This window comes from Microcoleus sp. AT3-A2 (assembly GCF_036705685.1).
In the GTDB taxonomy this organism is placed as follows: domain Bacteria; phylum Cyanobacteriota; class Cyanobacteriia; order Cyanobacteriales; family Microcoleaceae; genus Microcoleus.
The window spans coordinates 1-16,212 of the sequence record NZ_JAUBVF010000091.1 but is presented as its reverse complement, the minus strand read 5'-3'; the positions used below and the strand labels follow the sequence as shown (position 1 = coordinate 16,212).

The 16,212-nt window shown below is 46.9% G+C and carries 11 protein-coding genes and 1 pseudogene; 8 read left to right on the top strand and 4 right to left on the bottom strand.

The genetic code is table 11. The features are described 5' to 3' along the window. The first annotated feature begins 50 nt into the window (after positions 1 to 50). From QUB37_RS27800 to QUB37_RS27785, 3 genes and pseudogenes are all read left to right on the top strand, one after another. Positions 51 to 2,804 (top strand): annotated as a pseudogene (locus QUB37_RS27800) (CHAT domain-containing tetratricopeptide repeat protein). A gap of 149 nt (positions 2,805 to 2,953) precedes the next feature. Beyond that, complete coding sequence (locus QUB37_RS27790) at positions 2,954 to 4,339, top strand: CHAT domain-containing protein (protein ID WP_333168306.1); 1,386 nt, start codon at positions 2,954 to 2,956, stop codon at positions 4,337 to 4,339. A 233-nt stretch (positions 4,340 to 4,572) separates the two neighbouring features. Continuing rightward, entirely contained in the window at positions 4,573 to 7,761 is a 3,189-nt protein-coding gene (locus tag QUB37_RS27785; RefSeq protein ID WP_333168304.1) for a tetratricopeptide repeat protein, read from the top strand. 142 nt (positions 7,762 to 7,903) lie between these two features. Here QUB37_RS27785 and acsF read toward each other — a convergent pair whose 3' ends face one another. Further along, positions 7,904 to 8,980: a magnesium-protoporphyrin IX monomethyl ester (oxidative) cyclase gene (gene acsF, locus QUB37_RS27780; RefSeq protein ID WP_333168310.1), complete on the bottom strand. Its 1,077-nt coding sequence runs from the start codon at positions 8,978 to 8,980 to the stop codon at positions 7,904 to 7,906. A gap of 417 nt (positions 8,981 to 9,397) precedes the next feature. Here acsF and QUB37_RS27775 point away from each other — a divergent pair, with 417 nt between their 5' ends. From QUB37_RS27775 to QUB37_RS27765, 3 genes are all read left to right on the top strand, one after another. Further along, positions 9,398 to 9,874, top strand: coding sequence for a TM2 domain-containing protein (locus QUB37_RS27775; protein WP_242715829.1), 477 nt, complete (start codon positions 9,398 to 9,400; stop codon positions 9,872 to 9,874). Positions 9,875 to 10,054: 180 nt separating this feature from the next. Next, on the top strand, positions 10,055 to 10,228 hold the full coding sequence (gene rpmF, locus QUB37_RS27770; protein WP_006632406.1) for a 50S ribosomal protein L32: 174 nt from the start codon (positions 10,055 to 10,057) through the stop codon (positions 10,226 to 10,228). 455 nt (positions 10,229 to 10,683) lie between these two features. Continuing rightward, the gene (locus QUB37_RS27765) at positions 10,684 to 10,818 is read left to right on the top strand and encodes a hypothetical protein (protein ID WP_333135483.1); all 135 of its coding nucleotides are present in this window, start codon (positions 10,684 to 10,686) and stop codon (positions 10,816 to 10,818) included. On the opposite strand, the gene queA is transcribed toward QUB37_RS27765, so the two are convergent. Beyond that, positions 10,819 to 11,985: a tRNA preQ1(34) S-adenosylmethionine ribosyltransferase-isomerase QueA gene (gene queA / locus QUB37_RS27760; RefSeq protein ID WP_333168302.1), complete on the bottom strand. Its 1,167-nt coding sequence runs from the start codon at positions 11,983 to 11,985 to the stop codon at positions 10,819 to 10,821. 148 nt (positions 11,986 to 12,133) lie between these two features. On the opposite strand from queA, the gene QUB37_RS27755 reads away from it, so the two are divergent. Beyond that, positions 12,134 to 12,523 carry a hypothetical protein gene (locus tag QUB37_RS27755; protein WP_006632408.1) on the top strand — a complete coding sequence of 130 codons (390 nt, stop codon included), beginning with the start codon at positions 12,134 to 12,136 and terminating at the stop codon, positions 12,521 to 12,523. A gap of 198 nt (positions 12,524 to 12,721) precedes the next feature. Here the strand turns inward: QUB37_RS27755 and QUB37_RS27750 are convergent, their stop codons facing one another. Further along, entirely contained in the window at positions 12,722 to 13,351 is a 630-nt protein-coding gene (locus QUB37_RS27750; RefSeq protein ID WP_333168300.1) for a YraN family protein, read from the bottom strand. Between the two features lie 12 nt (positions 13,352 to 13,363). Here QUB37_RS27750 and QUB37_RS27745 point away from each other — a divergent pair, with 12 nt between their 5' ends. Beyond that, the gene (locus QUB37_RS27745) at positions 13,364 to 13,885 is read left to right on the top strand and encodes a pentapeptide repeat-containing protein (protein WP_333090505.1); all 522 of its coding nucleotides are present in this window, start codon (positions 13,364 to 13,366) and stop codon (positions 13,883 to 13,885) included. Between the two features lie 157 nt (positions 13,886 to 14,042). On the opposite strand, the gene dnaG is transcribed toward QUB37_RS27745, so the two are convergent. Further along, on the bottom strand, positions 14,043 to 16,061 hold the full coding sequence (gene dnaG, locus QUB37_RS27740) for a DNA primase (RefSeq protein WP_333168298.1): 2,019 nt from the start codon (positions 16,059 to 16,061) through the stop codon (positions 14,043 to 14,045). Between the last annotated feature and the right edge of the window lie 151 nt (positions 16,062 to 16,212).

Below are 16,212 nucleotides of genomic sequence, written 5' to 3'. Positions count from 1 at the left end.
CACCTAAACGGGTCTCAGCTAACTATGTTATTCTACCATAAATATAGTCTGTGTACTTACGCCGAGCTGTACTAGACTATTATAATCAGTCCCTTTCTTTGAGCCGGGTAATAGGCGATCGTTCAGGGGAAGCCTACAACCTTCTAGGTATTGGTATGATCTACGCAGAATTTGGAGAACACCAGAAAGCGCTAGATTATTACAATCAGTCCTTTTCTTTGAGCCAGGAAATAGGCGATCGCCGTTGGCAAACTTTCACCTTGATCGTCGTTGGCAATGTCTATTCAGGTTTGGGAGAGAAACAGAAAGCCCTAGATTATTACAACCAATCTCTTCCCCTCAGTCGAGAAACAGGCGATCGCTCTGTTGAAGCCTTCGCCCTGATTTGTGCTGGTAGAGTCTACTCAGAATTGGGAGAGAAACAAACCGCCTTAGACTCTTACAACCAGTCCCTTAAATTGTTCCGGGCTATAGGTGACCGCGAACAAGAAGCTCGTACCCTTAACTACATAGGTATTGTCTATTCAGAAGTGGGAGAAAAACAGAAGGCCCTAGAGCATTACGGCCAGTCTCTTCCCATCAGCCAAGCTGTGGGCGATCGCTCTGGGCAAGCTGTTACTCTAATCAGCATTGGCCATGTCTATTCAGAATTGGGAGACCAACAGAAAGCTTTAGAGTATTACAGCCAGTCCCTTCCAATTTTCCAGACTCTAGGCGATCGCTCCTCAGCAGCAACCACTCTCACCAGCATTGGCATTGCCTACTCAGAATTAGGAAACAAAGAGAAAGCCTTAGAATATTTTAACCAATCCCTTATCCTCAAGCGAATAGTAGGCGATCGCTCTGGAGAAGCTCGCACCCTCACTGGCATTGGTAACATATACGCAGAATTAGAAGACCAACAAAAAGCCCTAAACTATTACAATCAGTCTCTTTCTTTGAGCCGGGAAGCACGCGATCGCCAAAGAGAAGCCTACAGCCTTATAGGTATCGGCAGGAGCTACGCAGAATTAGGAAACAAAGAGAAAGCATTAGAGTATTTCAATCAATCCCTTCCTCTGAGTCAAGCCACCCTCGATCGATCCTTAGAAGCTCTTACCCTTTATAGTATTGCTACTATCAAACGTGACTCTGGTAATCTTAACGAAGCTCTCACTGAGATTGAAGCCTCCCTCAAAATTATTGAAAGCCTCCGCACCAAAATTGCCAGCCCAGAACTTCGCACCTCATACTTTGCCACCGTACAAAACTATTACCAGTTCTACATTGACTTGTTAATGCAACTGCACAAAACGCAACCCAAATCTGGTTATGAAACCAAAGCCTTTGAAGCCAGCGAACGTTCCCGCGCCCGCAGTCTCCTCGAACTTCTGCAAGAAGCCAATGCCGATATTCGCCAAAGTATAGCCCCTGAATTATTGCAGCGAGAACGGACTGTGCAACAGCAACTCGATGCCCTTGAAAAACAGCGAATCGAAGTTCTCAATCGCCCCAACTACACTCCCACCCAAAAAGCAGAATTAGAAAAACAGCGGCAAACTTTAATCGCACAATATCAAGACATTCAAACACAAATCCGCACCACTAGCCCCCGTTACGCAGCCCTCACCCAACCGCAACCTTTAACCCTGGCCCAGATTCAACAACAAATCCTCGATGAGAATACAATTTTACTCCAGTATTCTTTAGGAAAAGACCGCAGCTATCTGTGGGCTGTGACTAAAACCAGCATCAGCAGTTATGAATTGCCTCCAAGCGCCGACCTCGAAAAAGCCGCCCGCAATTTCCGCGATGCTGTCACCGCTCCAAGTTCCCGAGACAGCCCCAATCAAATCGCCCAAGCCAACGATGCTATCAGTCAAATTATTTTACAGCCCGTAGCAGCACAACTCGCTCAAAAACGCCTGCTGATAGTTGGCGATGGCATTCTCAATTACCTGCCGTTTGCCGCCCTCTCGATCCCCGGAAAATCCGGTGAAAATGGGAATCAGCCTTTAATTGTAGACAATGAAATTGTGCTGCTGCCTTCTGCTTCCACCTTGGGAATATTAAGACAAAACTACAGTGACAGACAACCTCCTACTCGGACTTTAGCGATTCTCGCCGATCCAGTTTTTAGCCCGGAAGATGAACGACTCAAAAACCAGTGAACAGCCACCAATCTGCAAGCAATAGAATCAGTAAATCTCGGTTTAAGCCGCTCTAGCCGCGCCAATAACATACAGTGGAGTCGTTTAAAATTTACACGCCAAGAAGCTCAAATCATTCAAGCGTTAGTACCAGCTAATTCTCGCACCGAATCTTTGGATTTTGCAGCCAGCCGCGCCGTCGCAACCAGCCAGAACTTAAGCCAATATAAAATCATTCATTTTGCCACTCACGGTTTAGCGAATAGCACTAACCCGGAACTATCAGGAATCATCTTGTCACTGGTAGATGAAAAGGGCAATCCCTTAAACGGATTCCTGCGACTTACTGATATTTTCAATCTGAAATTAGCAGCCGATTTAGTAGTGTTAAGTGCCTGTCAAACCGGAATGGGGCAGAACATTCAAGGCGAGGGGATGGTAGGATTGACACGGGGATTTATGTATGCAGGGGCTCAGCGAGTGGTGGTGAGTTTGTGGAGTGTGGACGATGAAGGAACGGCTACGTTAATGTCGAGTTTCTATCAGGGAATGCTGCAAAAAGGGTTAACGCCAGCGGCAGCATTGAGGGCGGCGCAACTGGAAATTTTGAAGCAGGAAGAGTGGCGTTCTCCTTATTATTGGGCGGCTTTTACGCTTCAGGGGGAATGGCGATAATTGTTGGTATGTTTATGTACCGAAGCTTTTCACGTTCCGATACCTGAAACTAGCGATCGCTCAACTTGAAACTTGCACACTCTTCACCCGTACCTATTATGGTAGATTGATGGCAAATTACTTCCTGTAAATCTGTTTAGAAGGAATTTATGAAACCAGCCATTTTTTCTATACAAAGTGTTGCAATACTAGGGAGCATTTTAACTGTTTTGAATATAGCAGTTGTCAAGGCACAACCCATTATTCCTGCTGCGGACGGGACTGATATTACTACAGTTAGCCCCAGGGATATCGGGGGCTTACTCGACAGAGGCGATATCCCTGAAGCCAGTTTCTTTATTGATATCCATTACAGCCCACAAGTGGGGTCTTATGTCAACCAAAAAGTCAGGCGGGATTTGCAATCTTTTACGACCATACAGCAAAAACTCACAGCAATCTTCAATCAGACAGGTAAGAAACCCGCTATTATCTACACCATAGTCCGCCCTGAACAATTAGACCTGATTATCGTCCCTCCTAGCGGCATCCCTATTAATAAAAGCATCCCCGCCGCCCGGCGCGAAGCTCTGAGGGAAGTTGTTAATAAATTCAGGTCTGAAATCGTTAACCCCTCGAAACGCAATTCTCAGAGCTATTTACCACCAGCCCAGCAACTTTACCAATGGATAATTGCGCCATTGGAAGCGGAGTTGAAAGCTCAACGTATCGACACGCTAGTTTTTAGCATGGATGCGGGGTTACGAAGGCTTCCCTTAGCCGCCCTCCATGATGGATCCCAATTTCTAGTAGAAAAGTACAGCATCGGGCTCATTCCCACTGTCAACTTAACCGATACCAATTATCAAAGCGTTAAAGATGCTGAAGTTTTAGCAATGGGAGCCTCACAATTTGCCGAATACGCTCCTTTACCCACTGTACCATTAGAGCTTTCTAATATCACATCAGAATGGAGAGGTAATTCCTTCCTCAACGAATCTTTTACCCTCAAAAATCTTCAACTGCAGCGCAAGGAAAGGCAATATCAGATTATTCACCTAGCCACTCACGCAGACTTTCGACCAAGCTCACCAAGTCTTTCTTTTATTCAGCTATTCGACACTAAACTAACACTCGATCGGATAGCTGAATTAGGGTGGAATCAAGCACCTAAAGTAGAGCTATTGGTATTGAGTTCTTCCAAAACTGCGGTGGGAGATGATAATGACATCGAACTGGGTTTTGCCGGCCTAGCTGTGCAAGCGGGGGTAAAGTCAGTTTTGGCAACTCTCTGGTACGTCAGGGATGAAGGTACTTTAGGGTTAATGGCTGAATTTTACCATTTTTTGAAAGTCGCGCCGATTAAAGCCGAAGCCTTGCGGCAGGCTCAAATTGCGATGATTAAAGGTCAAGTTCGCATAGATAAGGATCGTTTAATTTTTTCAAACTTAAATAAGGAGTTAGAATTGCCACCACAATTAGGTATGGGGAATAGTGAAATTTTATCCCATCCTTTTTATTGGTCTGGATACACCATGATTGGCAGTCCTTGGTAAGTTGTAAATGTGATTTTGTCCGCCGCGATCGCACCCGCCCAACCCGTCACACCCGCATCTCTTCAATATAATTATCTTGATTTGTGAGGCCTTCGCCTCGTGGCACTACGCATTATTGAGAATAGCTAAAATCCCGACAGCGCCAGGCGAAAAAGTTTTTATATGTCTAAAGTGACAAAAGAGGGAACTCGATTATGATAGGCGTTAACAAAGTCTTTTTTGAGCGGGTGCTTATGAATCTAGCGCTTTTGGTTTTGGGACGTTGGTGTATAGGGATCGGTGCGAGTATTCTGCTAAGTCAACGTGTCATGGCTGCACCGATGACAACCCAACTGAGTCAAAGAGTGTCGCAGCAGTCCGGGGGAAACGCAGCGGCGACGGCTAAAAAAGCATTGAGCGAAGGACTACAACTCTATCAACAAGGGACAGCGGAATCGAAGAGACAAGCGATCTCGAAATTTGAAGAAACATTAAAACAGTATCGAGAAGCAGGGGATAATAAAGGGCAAGCATTTAGCCTCCTTGCTCTTGGCAAAATCTGCTCAGATTTGGGAGAAAAGCAGAAAGCCCTAGAATATTACAGCCAGTCCCTTCCCCTAAGTCGCGCAGTGGGCGATCGCACGGGGGAAGCCGTCACCCTCAACAACATCGGCTTAGTTTACTCAGATTTGGGAGAAAATCAGAAATCCCTGGAGTATTACAGCCAGTCCCTTCCCCTGTTTCGGGCGGTGGGCGATCGCTCCCTTGAAGCTACTACCCTCCACAACATCGGCTTAGTTTACTCAGATTTGGGAGAAAATCAGAAAGCCCTAGAGTATTACAGCCAGTCCCTTTCCCTGTTTGGGGCGGTGGGCGACGCCCGAGGGGAAGCTGCCACCCTCAACAGTATCGGCAATGTTTACTCAGTATTAGGGGAAAAACAGAAGGCCCTAGAATATTACAGCCAGTCCCTTCCCCTGTTTCGGGCGGTGGGCGACGCCCGAGGGGAAGCTACTACCCTCAACAATATCGGCCTAGTTTACTCAGCATTGGGAGAAAAACAGAAAGCCCAAGAATATTACAGCCAGTCCCTTCCCTTGTTTCGAGCAGTGGGGGATCGCACTGGGGAAGCCGCCACCCTCGCCAACATCGGCTTAGTTTACTCAGCATTGGGAGAAAACCAGAAAGCCCTAGAGTATTACAGCCAGTCCCTTCCCCTGTTTCAGGCAGTTAGCGATCGCACTCTTGAAGCTCGTACCCTTAACAACATCGGCGGAGTCTACTCAGACTTGGGAGAGAAGCAGAAAGCGCTAGAGTATTACAGCCAGTCCCTTCCCCTGAGTCGGGCAGTCGGCGATCAGTCACAGGAAGCTACCACCCTCAACAACATCGGCTTAGTCTACTCAGAATTGAGAGAGAAGCAGAAAGCACTAGAATATTACAGCCAGTCCCTTCCCCTGAGTCGTGCCGTGGGCGATCGCTCACAGGAAGCTCACACCCTCAACAACATCGGCTTAGTCTACTCAGAATTAGGAAAAAACCAGAAAGCGCTAGAGTATTACAGCCAGTCCCTGCCCTTGAGTCGGGCAGTCGGCGATCTCCGTGGGGAAGCCGTCACCCTCGCCAGCATCGGCGCTGTGTACTCTGAATTGGGAGATAACCCGAAAGCACTAGAGTATTACAGCCAGTCCCTTCCTCTGTTTCGGGCAGTGGGCGATCGCTCTGGGGAAGCTGTTACACTCTCTAATATTGCTGCTGCCAAACGCGATCAAGGTAATCTCACTGAAGCCCTCACGAACATTGAAACAGCTCTCAAAATTATTGAAGACCTCCGCACCAAAATTTCTAGTCCAGAACTCCGCACCTCATACTTTGCCAGTGTACAAAACTATTACCAGTTCTACATTGATTCGTTAATGCAGTTGCACAAAACAACTCCCAAATCTGGTTATGATACCAAAGCCTTTGAAGCCAGCGAACGTTCCCGTGCTCGCACGTTACTCGAACTCTTACAAGAAGCTAATGCCAATATCCGTGAAGGCGTTTCCCCTGAATTACTGCAAAAAGAACGCTCTTTACAACAACAACTTGATGCCCTGGAAAAACGGCGCATCGAAGTTCTTAGCCCCACCAATCACACTCCCCAGCAAGAAACAGAATTAGAACAGCAACGACAAACTTTATTTGCTCAATATCAAGACATTCAAGCCCAAATTCGCACTACTAGCCCCCGTTACGCCGCCCTCACTCAACCCCAACCTCTAACCGTTTCACAAATTCAACAACAAATCCTCGATGACAACACAATTTTACTTCAATACTCTTTAGGAAATGACCGCAGTTATCTCTGGGCTGTCACCAAAACCAGCATCACCACTTATGAATTACCAAAAGCTGCCGACATCGAGACAATTGCCAGAAAATTCCGCGATGCTGTCACCGCTCCAAGTTCCCGAGACAGCCCCGATCAAATCGCCCAAGCCAACGATGCTATCAGTCAAATTATCTTACAGCCCGTTGCTGCCCAACTCGGTCAAAAGCGCCTGCTGATTGTTGGGGATGGCCTTTTGAATTCCCTCCCCTTTGCTGCCCTTTCGCTCCCCGGGAAATCCGGTGAAAATGGGAATCTGCCTTTAATAGTAGACCATGAAATCGTGATCCTGCCTTCAGCTTCCACCTTGGGAGTATTAAGACAAAACTACAATGACAGACAACCTCCTAATCGGAGTTTAGCCATACTCGCCGACCCAGTTTTTAGCGCTAACGATGAACGAGTTAAAAATTCTTCTTCAGCCACCACTCAGCAAGCGGTAGAATCAGCAAATCCTGGTTTAAGTCGCTCCAGAGGCGACAAGACCGGACAGTTTGACCGTTTAAATTTTACTCGCCAAGAATCTCAAATTATTCAAGCGTTATTCCCGGCTAATTCTCGCACAGAATCTTTGGATTTTGAAGCCAGTCGTGCCACAGCAACAAGCCCAAATTTAAGCCAATATAAAATCATTCATTTTGCCACTCACGGTTTCGCCAATAGCGCTCACCCGGAACTGTCGGGAATTGTCATGTCGCTGGTAGATGAAAAGGGCAACCCTTTAAACGGATTCCTGCGACTTACTGATATTTTCAATCTGAAATTAGCAGCCGATTTAGTAGTGTTAAGTGCCTGTCAAACCGGAATGGGGCAGAACATTCAAGGCGAGGGCTTGGTAGGATTGACACGGGGATTTATGTATGCAGGGGCTCAGCGAGTGGTGGTGAGCTTGTGGACTGTGGACGATGAAGGAACGGCTACGTTAATGTCGAGTTTCTATCAGGGAATGCTGCAAAAAGGGTTAACGCCAGCGGCTGCTTTAAGGGCGGCGCAACTGGAAATGTTGAAGCAGGAAGAGTGGAAGTCTCCCTATTATTGGGCGGCTTTTAACCTTCAAGGGGAATGGCGATAAAGTGTATGAAAAAAACCAGCATTAATTCCAATTCCGGGCGAGTGTAAGTCTGGCGAGAACTTTTTGCGGTGAATCTGGATACCAAAAAAAAGCGGTTCCGCTTGTGGCAGAACCGCCGTCACAGAGGATGAAAAATCAAAACTTAACGCACAGCGCCCTGTACTGAAGGTGATTCAATTGTTTTCATGAAGTACAGCTTCACTAATTGCCAGCCGTTCGACAGATACAAAGGCAATTTTTGGAAGAACTGCAAGAATTTCGGAGTATTAGAAGCAACAATTGCAGTCAACTGCTGATTGTTCTTGAGGCAAATATCGAGCCGTTCATAAAACTCGGGGTTGTTCACGTCGAGCATGACGGGGAATACGCGGCCTGCTGTTTCGTTGGTCTTTTTAATCACTTCGATGTCGTATTCGCGAGCATCGAGTCCGAGCGATCGATAAAAACCACCGCGCTGGATATCATTGAGATACATTGTCGCGAACACTGACAGCAAGAAGAAACGGCACCAAAGCTTAGCGCGCCAATCGTTCAACATCTGAGGCTGAGCTCTCATCACCGCATCAAAGAAATCTCCGTGGCGGTTTTCATCCTGGCACCAATTTTCAAAGAATCGGAAAATCGGATAAATCTGGTCTTCAGGATGGGCTTTTAAGTGCTGGTAAATGGTGATGTAGCGCCAATAACCGATTTTTTCCGACAAGTAAGTCGCGTAGAAAATAAACTTCGGCTTAAAGAATGTGTAACTGCGGCTCTTTGTCAAGAAACCCAAATCCAGGGACAAATTAAAGTCCGAGAGAGCTTTGTTGAGGAATCCGGCGTGCCGCGCTTCGTCGCGCGACATCAGGTTGAAACCCTCGGCTAGCACGGGATTTTTTCCTTTGAGCCTGCGTCCCAATTCTTTGTAAAGCAAGAACCCAGAAAACTCAGCGGTGCAGGAACGTTCCAGGAATTCAATGAACAACTGGCGCTTTTCGCCGTCGATGTGTTCCCAAGATTGATCGAACTCGGCATCCCGCACGAAGTGGTTTTTGTTGTAGTCAACGCGGAACTCTTGGATAATTGCTTCTAGTTCGGCTTCATTTACCGAGATGTCCATTTTGGCCATCTCGTCAAAATCTGTTGTGTAAAATCTCGGCGTGAGAATAGTTTCTTTGGCTGGGGCTTTCACTCCCGGCCGCAGTTCTTCAAAAGTGGGTTTTTTGAGGGAATCTACCATATTTTTATTGGATTTCTGGTTATAACTACTCGCTTGTTTCCATTGTCGGGTACTGCGGGCGATCGCGCTCGTGTATGTCCGGCCAGCGCTGGCGGCGCGCTTGGTTTGGCGCTCCGTGTGGAATCCCGGTCTAAGCTGCTGTAATTTCCACGCCCTCCAGTTTACCAAGCTCTCGCCCGCGCAAATATGTTGCTGGCGTTAAGAATTGCTACGCAAAATTACTCACTGGGCATGGGAATGGGGCATGGGGCATGGGGCATGGGGCATGGGGCATTTGGGAATTGGTAGTAAATAACCAATAATTTCGGACTATTCACAAATATCTGCTGGTGTCAAGCTGTTTAAACACCCGATAGAAAGTACAAAATGTATAGAGGGACTTTAATTCTTAGAATAATCAGGCAGGACGGTCAGAAAATGAGCAATTTAGGTGTTAGTTACCTTTTATGGGCAGCTTGTTTTTTCGGCCCCTTCGGACTCCACCGCCTCTACAACGGCAAGATTGGTACGGGTTTGCTGTGGCTGTTTACCTTTGGTTTGTTTGGGTTTGGGCAATTGTTTGACTTGCTGCTGCTGCCGAACATGGTGGACGAACACAATGCCAGTCTCAGGGGCAAACTCGGCGTATCTCGCGAAGGTATACCGCTATATCCCAGCAACGGGGCGATCGCCGCGACATACCCCAAGCCAACTCCAGACCAGTTAGGGGTTAAACTCCTGAAGGCAGCTTATACCAAGAACGGAAGATTATCTGTCACCCAAGGCGTGATGGCAACCGGCGCTACTTTTGCAGAAGTGGAAGAGGCTTTCACGGCAATGCTCAAAACGGGTTATGTGAGTATCGAGAACGATGCCGTAACTGGCGTCGTGATCTACCACTTTCACGAACTTTAGCTGCTGCGGGTGCGTTAACTAGGGGATTTTGTCTATTTTTCCAGAAGCTAATCGCTCACGCACCCTACTACTTGATATTCCTGACCGAGCAGTTGTTGCGGTTTTTCGAGTAAGCATTGCCGGCAAAATCGGCTAGAATGTTTGTTTGTCTATATAAGCAAGCAGAAAGTATTTAGCGTCATGGCAGTCCCTAAGAAGAAAACCTCCAAATCCAAGAAGAATATGCGTAAGGCCACATGGAAGCGCAAAGCTGTCGTGGCAGCTCAGAAAGCTCTGTCTCTGGGCAAATCTGTTCTGACTGGGCGTTCCAACAGCTTTGTGTATCCCGGCAATGAAGAAGAGGAGGAAGAATAGAAACGGAATACCGGGCATGGGGCGAACCCGATGCCCGATCGATCAATCCTTTTTTGCTGTTGTTGACACTCCTCGACTATCAGGTACGAGGATTCTTGGTTCAGCGACCCACCTTAAAATTATCTATCCTTGCGGCAATACTTAAACCAAATACCCGTCCGATTGAACCAAGCATCGAGCCTAACTTAGATAACCCCAGAGGGCTTTGTCTCCCCAAGCGTTTGAGAATTACTTCTCACGTTCCCGTGTGCCCCACGGTACATTTAATCTTTATTTTTTGACTTGTCTGGTTTTGGTTTACGTTGGTTAACCTAGCTGTTTTTATTCGTGGCATTCGCTACCCACTAGCCATTATTGTTTTCCGACCAGTCGTTTGAGCTTGGTGTCTCATGTGTATCGGCGGTTACTGTACCTGTGGCATAGTCTTAGTGTACACCCAAATGGGATAAGTTGCCATGAAGACTGAGAGAATCAATATCAGAACGACAAAGCAGTTGAAAGACAAGATTGCTCGGATAGCTCAAAAGCAAGGAGTGCCTGTAGCTGAATTGATTAATGACTATATCAAACAGCTACCTGAACCCCAATAATTAATCAAAGCCGTCCTGGAAGGACGGGGCTTTAAACCCATTTTTCGGTAAAATCAGCATGGCATCGCCAAAGGAATAAAAGCGGTACTGTTGCTCGATCGCTTCTCGGTACAGATCCAACAGCCGAGGCCTTCCAATCATCGCACTTACCATCATCATCAAAGTAGAGCGGGGCAAGTGGAAATTGGTAATCATCCCCTCTACAACCCGCCACTTGTAACCAGGGTAGATAAACAAATTGGTCGGGCCACAAAAAGGTTGCAAGGAAAAATCGCCACTCGCGGCGGCGGCTCCCTCTAAAGCTCGCACTGCTGTTGTACCCACGGCAATGATCCGCCCGCCTCGGGCTTGAGTTTCCCGGATTTTCTCAACGGTGGCGGGGGGTACTTCCACCCATTCGCCGTGCATTTTGTGAGCCGTCACGTCTGTCACCTCCACCGGGCGAAATGTCCCTACTCCGACGTGTAAGGTGACAAAAGTTTTTTCTATTCCCCGCTGTTCCAAGCGGCTGAACAATTCTTCGGTGAAGTGCAGGCCTGCTGTGGGGGCAGCCACGGCCCCAAGCCGATCGGCATAAACAGTTTGGTACTGTTCCGGTGAAGCTTGGGAATTTTCGATGTAGGGCGGCAGGGGTACGTGGCCGTATTCGTCCAAAAACTTCGCCAGATTCTCATCTGTGGGGATGTCAAACTCCAACAGCCGTCCCCCTGTTGCGTCGTCCCTCTCTATAACTGTTGCAGTCAATCGACGACGATGGGGCATCGTGGCATCGGGAAGGCAACAGCAAGGAGCTGTGGTCGAGTTCTCACAGGCAGGGGCGATGGGATCAAACTCAATTTTTGCTCCCAACTTTAAGCGTTTCCCCGGTTTAACCAAAGCCAGCCAACAGTTGTGCTGCCGTTCTTCCATCAACAATATTTCAACAGCCGGGCCGTTGGGTTTGTGCCCGTAGAGCCTCGCTGGCAGCACGCGGGTGTTGTTGAGTACCAGCAAGTCCCCCGGTTGCAGCAAATCGGGTAAATCCCTAAAAATCCGGTGTTGCTGGCTGCTGGGAGAATCTACAGCCAGCAAGCGAGAACTGTCCCTCGGCACTACGGGATTTTGGGCAATGCGCGAGGGCGGAAGTTCGTAGTCGTAGCCGTCCAAAGACCAGTCAAGCTCTGTCATCAAGTGAATTCCTGTGCGATCGATCTGTCAACTGGGTAACAAATTGGGTAAAAACCCCCATCCAAAGTCGGGTGCTTTTCCCCTTGTGGTGGCGGGTATAGCCCGCGAGGATAGAGGTATAGCATCAGCTTTGCTCATAAGGATCGTTATGGAATACCTCTACTACATCGCCAATACTAGCCTTACTCTGAGAGTCGTGGATTACCTACGCACGGCTCATCATCTTCCCTTGCAATTTATCACTGTTATTCACCAAATAGACGGCTGGGTGGTAAAGGTGAAAATGAGCCAATATTTAACACCCGAAATGCACGGGGATTTTCGGGCTTTTATGAACGAACTCGGGATTCCTTACGATCCTGAAATTCGCTTGCAAATGGCGCTGTGGAGTTTGGAAACCGGACAGTCGCCACTGAGCGTGATGCGCCGCTACCAGGTGGCAGTGGTTTGTCACGGCAGCCCTGACCGCAAAGAAATTGAAGCGTTTCGCCAGCAGTTTGTCAAGGGTCTGGGATATTGCCCGGAAACTCTGGCCTAGATTGCTACGCATATAAATTAACTGTGATGACAGAACAGGAGAGGGAGAGAAGGGGAAAGCGGGAGAAGATTTAACGCTTTTTTCAGCTCCGTTAAAGCTCAAGAGAGAAATGCGCGACAGCCTAGGCAAGTTAACAATTAAAAATTACCTAGTGGCATTACTTTGAGATTTTACCCTCTAAATTTTAATTATATATTTTTAATTGCTAAAAGCCGAGCGAATGTATTCTTGCAGGGTGAGTCGGTAGTTTCCTGCAACGGCGGATTGAGAGTTCGCTGCTGTTAATGGTGGTAAGATTTGCTTAGTTTTTTGTTGTGAAGGTTCGCACCTGACTAGGGCGACATCAAAGCGACAAGAATTATTTGTTAAATCTGGACGAGTGCTTAAAAATATTTCGGCTGTTTGCCAAAGTTTGGCTTGTTTTGTGGTGGTAACAGCCAGCATTCCACCAGCATCCCAATTTCCCCGGCGGCGAGTTTTTACCTCTACAAATGCTAATGTTTGGGAATGGGGAATGGGGAATGGGGAATGGGGAATGGGGAATGGGGAATTTTCGTTACCTCTGTTGATTTCGCTTTCTTCATCTCTTCCGAGGGCGATGATGTCAATCTCTCCCCAGCGACAGTGCCACTGCCGGTGCAAGATTTCCCAGCCTTGCTGCTGCAACCAGTCGGCGACTAAGTTTTCTCCCAATGTGCCGATATCCCTAGAGTTGGGGGATTCGGGGGAATTGGAGTCAGCCGTCGCGAGCGGGCGATTCCCTACGGGATAGCTACGCTTGACGCGCTTTCTGGTAGAATTCAATTCTGAACTGTCACGGCTGCCCATTAGCTTTAACTTATGAATTCTCGAATTCGCCAACATCGCAAAAATATTTATACTTTCTTGCTGAGTTTTGTTATTTTAGCAGTAATTGTCGCTGGGGCGATCGGCATTAATCCCGCACCTGCTTTCGCTTTGGATCACGACAAAGAAATCCTAGTAGGCGCTGATTTTACTGGTCAAGTTCTGACTGACGACAGCTTTAATAAAGCCAATCTTCGCAATAGCAATTTTACTAATGCAGATTTGCGAGGTGTCAGCTTTTTTGCTGCCAATATGGAAGAAGCAAATTTAGAAGGGGCGAATTTCACGGGTGCTACTTTAGATTTGGCTCGCATGATGAAAGCAAATTTAACTAATGCTATCCTTGAGGGTGCTTTCGCTTACAATACCAGGCTGGAAGGAGCTATCATTGACGGTGCTGATTTTACAGAGACACTGCTGCGAGACGATATGATAGAAAAACTTTGTAAAGTGGCAAAAGGTACTAATCCCGTGACGGGTAGAGATACTCGCGAAACTCTTTTTTGCGATTATTAAAATGCTCGTTGAATAAAGGAATAAAGTCCTTAGTACAAACAAGCTTGTAGTAAGGACTTTTTTACTTATCTCAGTTAAAACAATGTAACTGCAGGCAACCTTCCAACATCTATCGAACGAGTCATCCCCAATCTCCAATCTAAAATCTAAAAGGGTATTAACCCCAAGGCACGGAGGTTAAATCGTAAAAATTAACTTGACGCAGCCTCTCTAATTCCTTGAGCCATTCTTGTTCGGCACAGAATAGTTGGTGATATTCTATAGCCTCTTCGCCACTGCTAGCGGCCTTGGCTTTTTCCCACATATTGAGTGCAATTCGGCGGCGCTTCATGCTGATAATTTGCTCGATACAGGCGAGGGCAGATCTAATTACTAGAGGTGCGCGATAAACGTTTCTTTCTGAGAACTCATTTAAGTGAAATAAATGCGAGATTTGATTGAGTTGATTGGGATATTCAATGAAGCTATCTTGCAGTTTCAATATTAACTCTGAAGGCGCTACTTGTAAAGACATTTTGTGCAATATTTCAGCATTCACAATCTGGTGCCACAAAAATCTGTGGTGAGAAAGGCTAAACTGCACGTCTCTAGCTTCTATTGCTTCTATGACATCTTGGCGGTATTCGGGACAGTGCAAATAAATCTGCAATAATTGCGCTTCTGCTTCTTCTAAAAGACTGCGGGCTACGGCAGATAAGCTTGATTTTAAGTTTTTGTTTTCGCCGCTTGCACGCTGCTTTTTATATTGTTTGTTCGGCTTCAGCTTGTTTCTAATTAACATGGGCATTGTCAAAGATTCGTCTTGACTCTGCCGCTTTGCCCAATCGCTGACTACTTGGTTTAGCAAGTTTTCAGCAATCATTTTTGTGAGTCTAAAATCTCCTTTACTGAGAATTTCGGCGCACTTTTGCAGGTAATGTGCTAGCTGATTGTCGTCAGTAATATTGGTTAATAAATTAATAATTTTTTTTGTGACTTGCTGGGAAGTATCGGCTTGCTTCAAATCTTGATTGACGAGCATTTGTTGCAGTTGCCAGTCGAGCCACAACGGAGCATTTTCCAGCAATTCTCGATATTGTTCTGGGGAGTATGTTTTGAGGTATTCGTCGGCATCTTTGCCGTCGGGAATGTTGAGTACCCGCAGTTGCACTTCTCCTTGATAAGCGAGTTTTTCTATTTCTCCAATAGCGCGTTCTGCTGCTTGAGTTCCTGCTTTGTCGGCGTCGAAGTTGAGGATAATTTGTTTGGAGTCGGTGTACCGCAATAACTGCCGCACTTGGTTTAAACTTAAGGCTGTGCCGAGGGAAGCGACGGCGTTGGAGATGCCGGCGGCCTGAAGTGCGATCGCATCAAAGTACCCCTCTACCACCACTGCGCGATCGGCTTTGCTAATGGCTGTTTTCGCCGTATCTAAGGCGAATAAAGTCTTGCCTTTATCGAAGAGTTCTGTTTCGGGAGAATTGAGGTATTTCGGCTGTTCGTCGCCGAGAGCTCTGCCGCCGAAACCGATGACTCTGCCTTGGGTGTCGCGTATGGGAATCATAATGCGATTGCGGAAGCGATCGTAATAACCGCTGCCGCCATTTTTTCGGGGTACAATTAATCCAGCTTGTTCTACTAATTGCGCCGGATAGTTTTTCTGTTCTACTAAATAACTGTAAAGTGCTTCCCAACCTTGGGGTGCATAACCTAATTGAAATTGTTGGATAGTTTCTTCGCTTAGCTGGCGCTCTGATTTGAGATATGCTAAGGGTTCTTCTCCTTGGGGTTGTCGCAAAGCGTGTTCGTAAAAGTTAGCTGTTAGTGCTGAGATTTCATAGAGTTGTTCCCGCAGAGAAATTTGCCGCTGCAATTCTTGTCGGTGTTCGGGTTCGACTGTTTTGACGGGGACTTGATAATTTTTAGCTAATTCTAATACTACTTCGCTGAAAGGGCGTTTCTCCAATTCCATGAGAAACTTAAAAGCATTGCCGCCTGCACCGCAGCCGAAACAATAATACATTTGTTTGCCGGGACTGACAGTAAAGCTGGGAGATTTTTCGTCGTGAAAGGGACACAAACCTACGAATTCTTTCCCGCGTTTCCGCAAGACGACGCGACCGGAAATAACGTCTACTATGTCGGCTCTTTGTTTGACTTCTTCGATTGTTTCTGGATGCAGCCGGGGAACTTGCATAGGGCTATTTTAGGCAACTTGAAAGTATAGCGGAAGGAAGAAGGAAGTTCGGCAACGGATTATGTAACGGATGTGAAGAAGGAAGAAGGAAGAAGGAAGAAGGAAGAAGGAAGAAGGAAGAAGGAAGAAGGAAGAAGGAAGAAGGAAGAAG

Bases quoted from the DNA above. Each gene is read 5' to 3' on its own strand.
- QUB37_RS27790 (WP_333168306.1), top strand. From the start codon at position 2,954: ATGAAACCAGCCATTTTTTCTATACAAAGTGTTGCAATACTAGGGAGC.
- QUB37_RS27785 (WP_333168304.1), top strand. From the start codon at position 4,573: ATGAATCTAGCGCTTTTGGTTTTGGGACGTTGGTGTATAGGGATCGGT.
- acsF (WP_333168310.1), bottom strand. From the start codon at position 8,980: ATGGTAGATTCCCTCAAAAAACCCACTTTTGAAGAACTGCGGCCGGGA.
- QUB37_RS27775 (WP_242715829.1), top strand. From the start codon at position 9,398: ATGAGCAATTTAGGTGTTAGTTACCTTTTATGGGCAGCTTGTTTTTTC.
- rpmF (WP_006632406.1), top strand. From the start codon at position 10,055: ATGGCAGTCCCTAAGAAGAAAACCTCCAAATCCAAGAAGAATATGCGT.
- QUB37_RS27765 (WP_333135483.1), top strand. From the start codon at position 10,684: ATGAAGACTGAGAGAATCAATATCAGAACGACAAAGCAGTTGAAAGAC.
- queA (WP_333168302.1), bottom strand. From the start codon at position 11,985: ATGACAGAGCTTGACTGGTCTTTGGACGGCTACGACTACGAACTTCCG.
- QUB37_RS27755 (WP_006632408.1), top strand. From the start codon at position 12,134: ATGGAATACCTCTACTACATCGCCAATACTAGCCTTACTCTGAGAGTC.
- QUB37_RS27750 (WP_333168300.1), bottom strand. From the start codon at position 13,351: ATGGGCAGCCGTGACAGTTCAGAATTGAATTCTACCAGAAAGCGCGTC.
- QUB37_RS27745 (WP_333090505.1), top strand. From the start codon at position 13,364: ATGAATTCTCGAATTCGCCAACATCGCAAAAATATTTATACTTTCTTG.
- dnaG (WP_333168298.1), bottom strand. From the start codon at position 16,061: ATGCAAGTTCCCCGGCTGCATCCAGAAACAATCGAAGAAGTCAAACAA.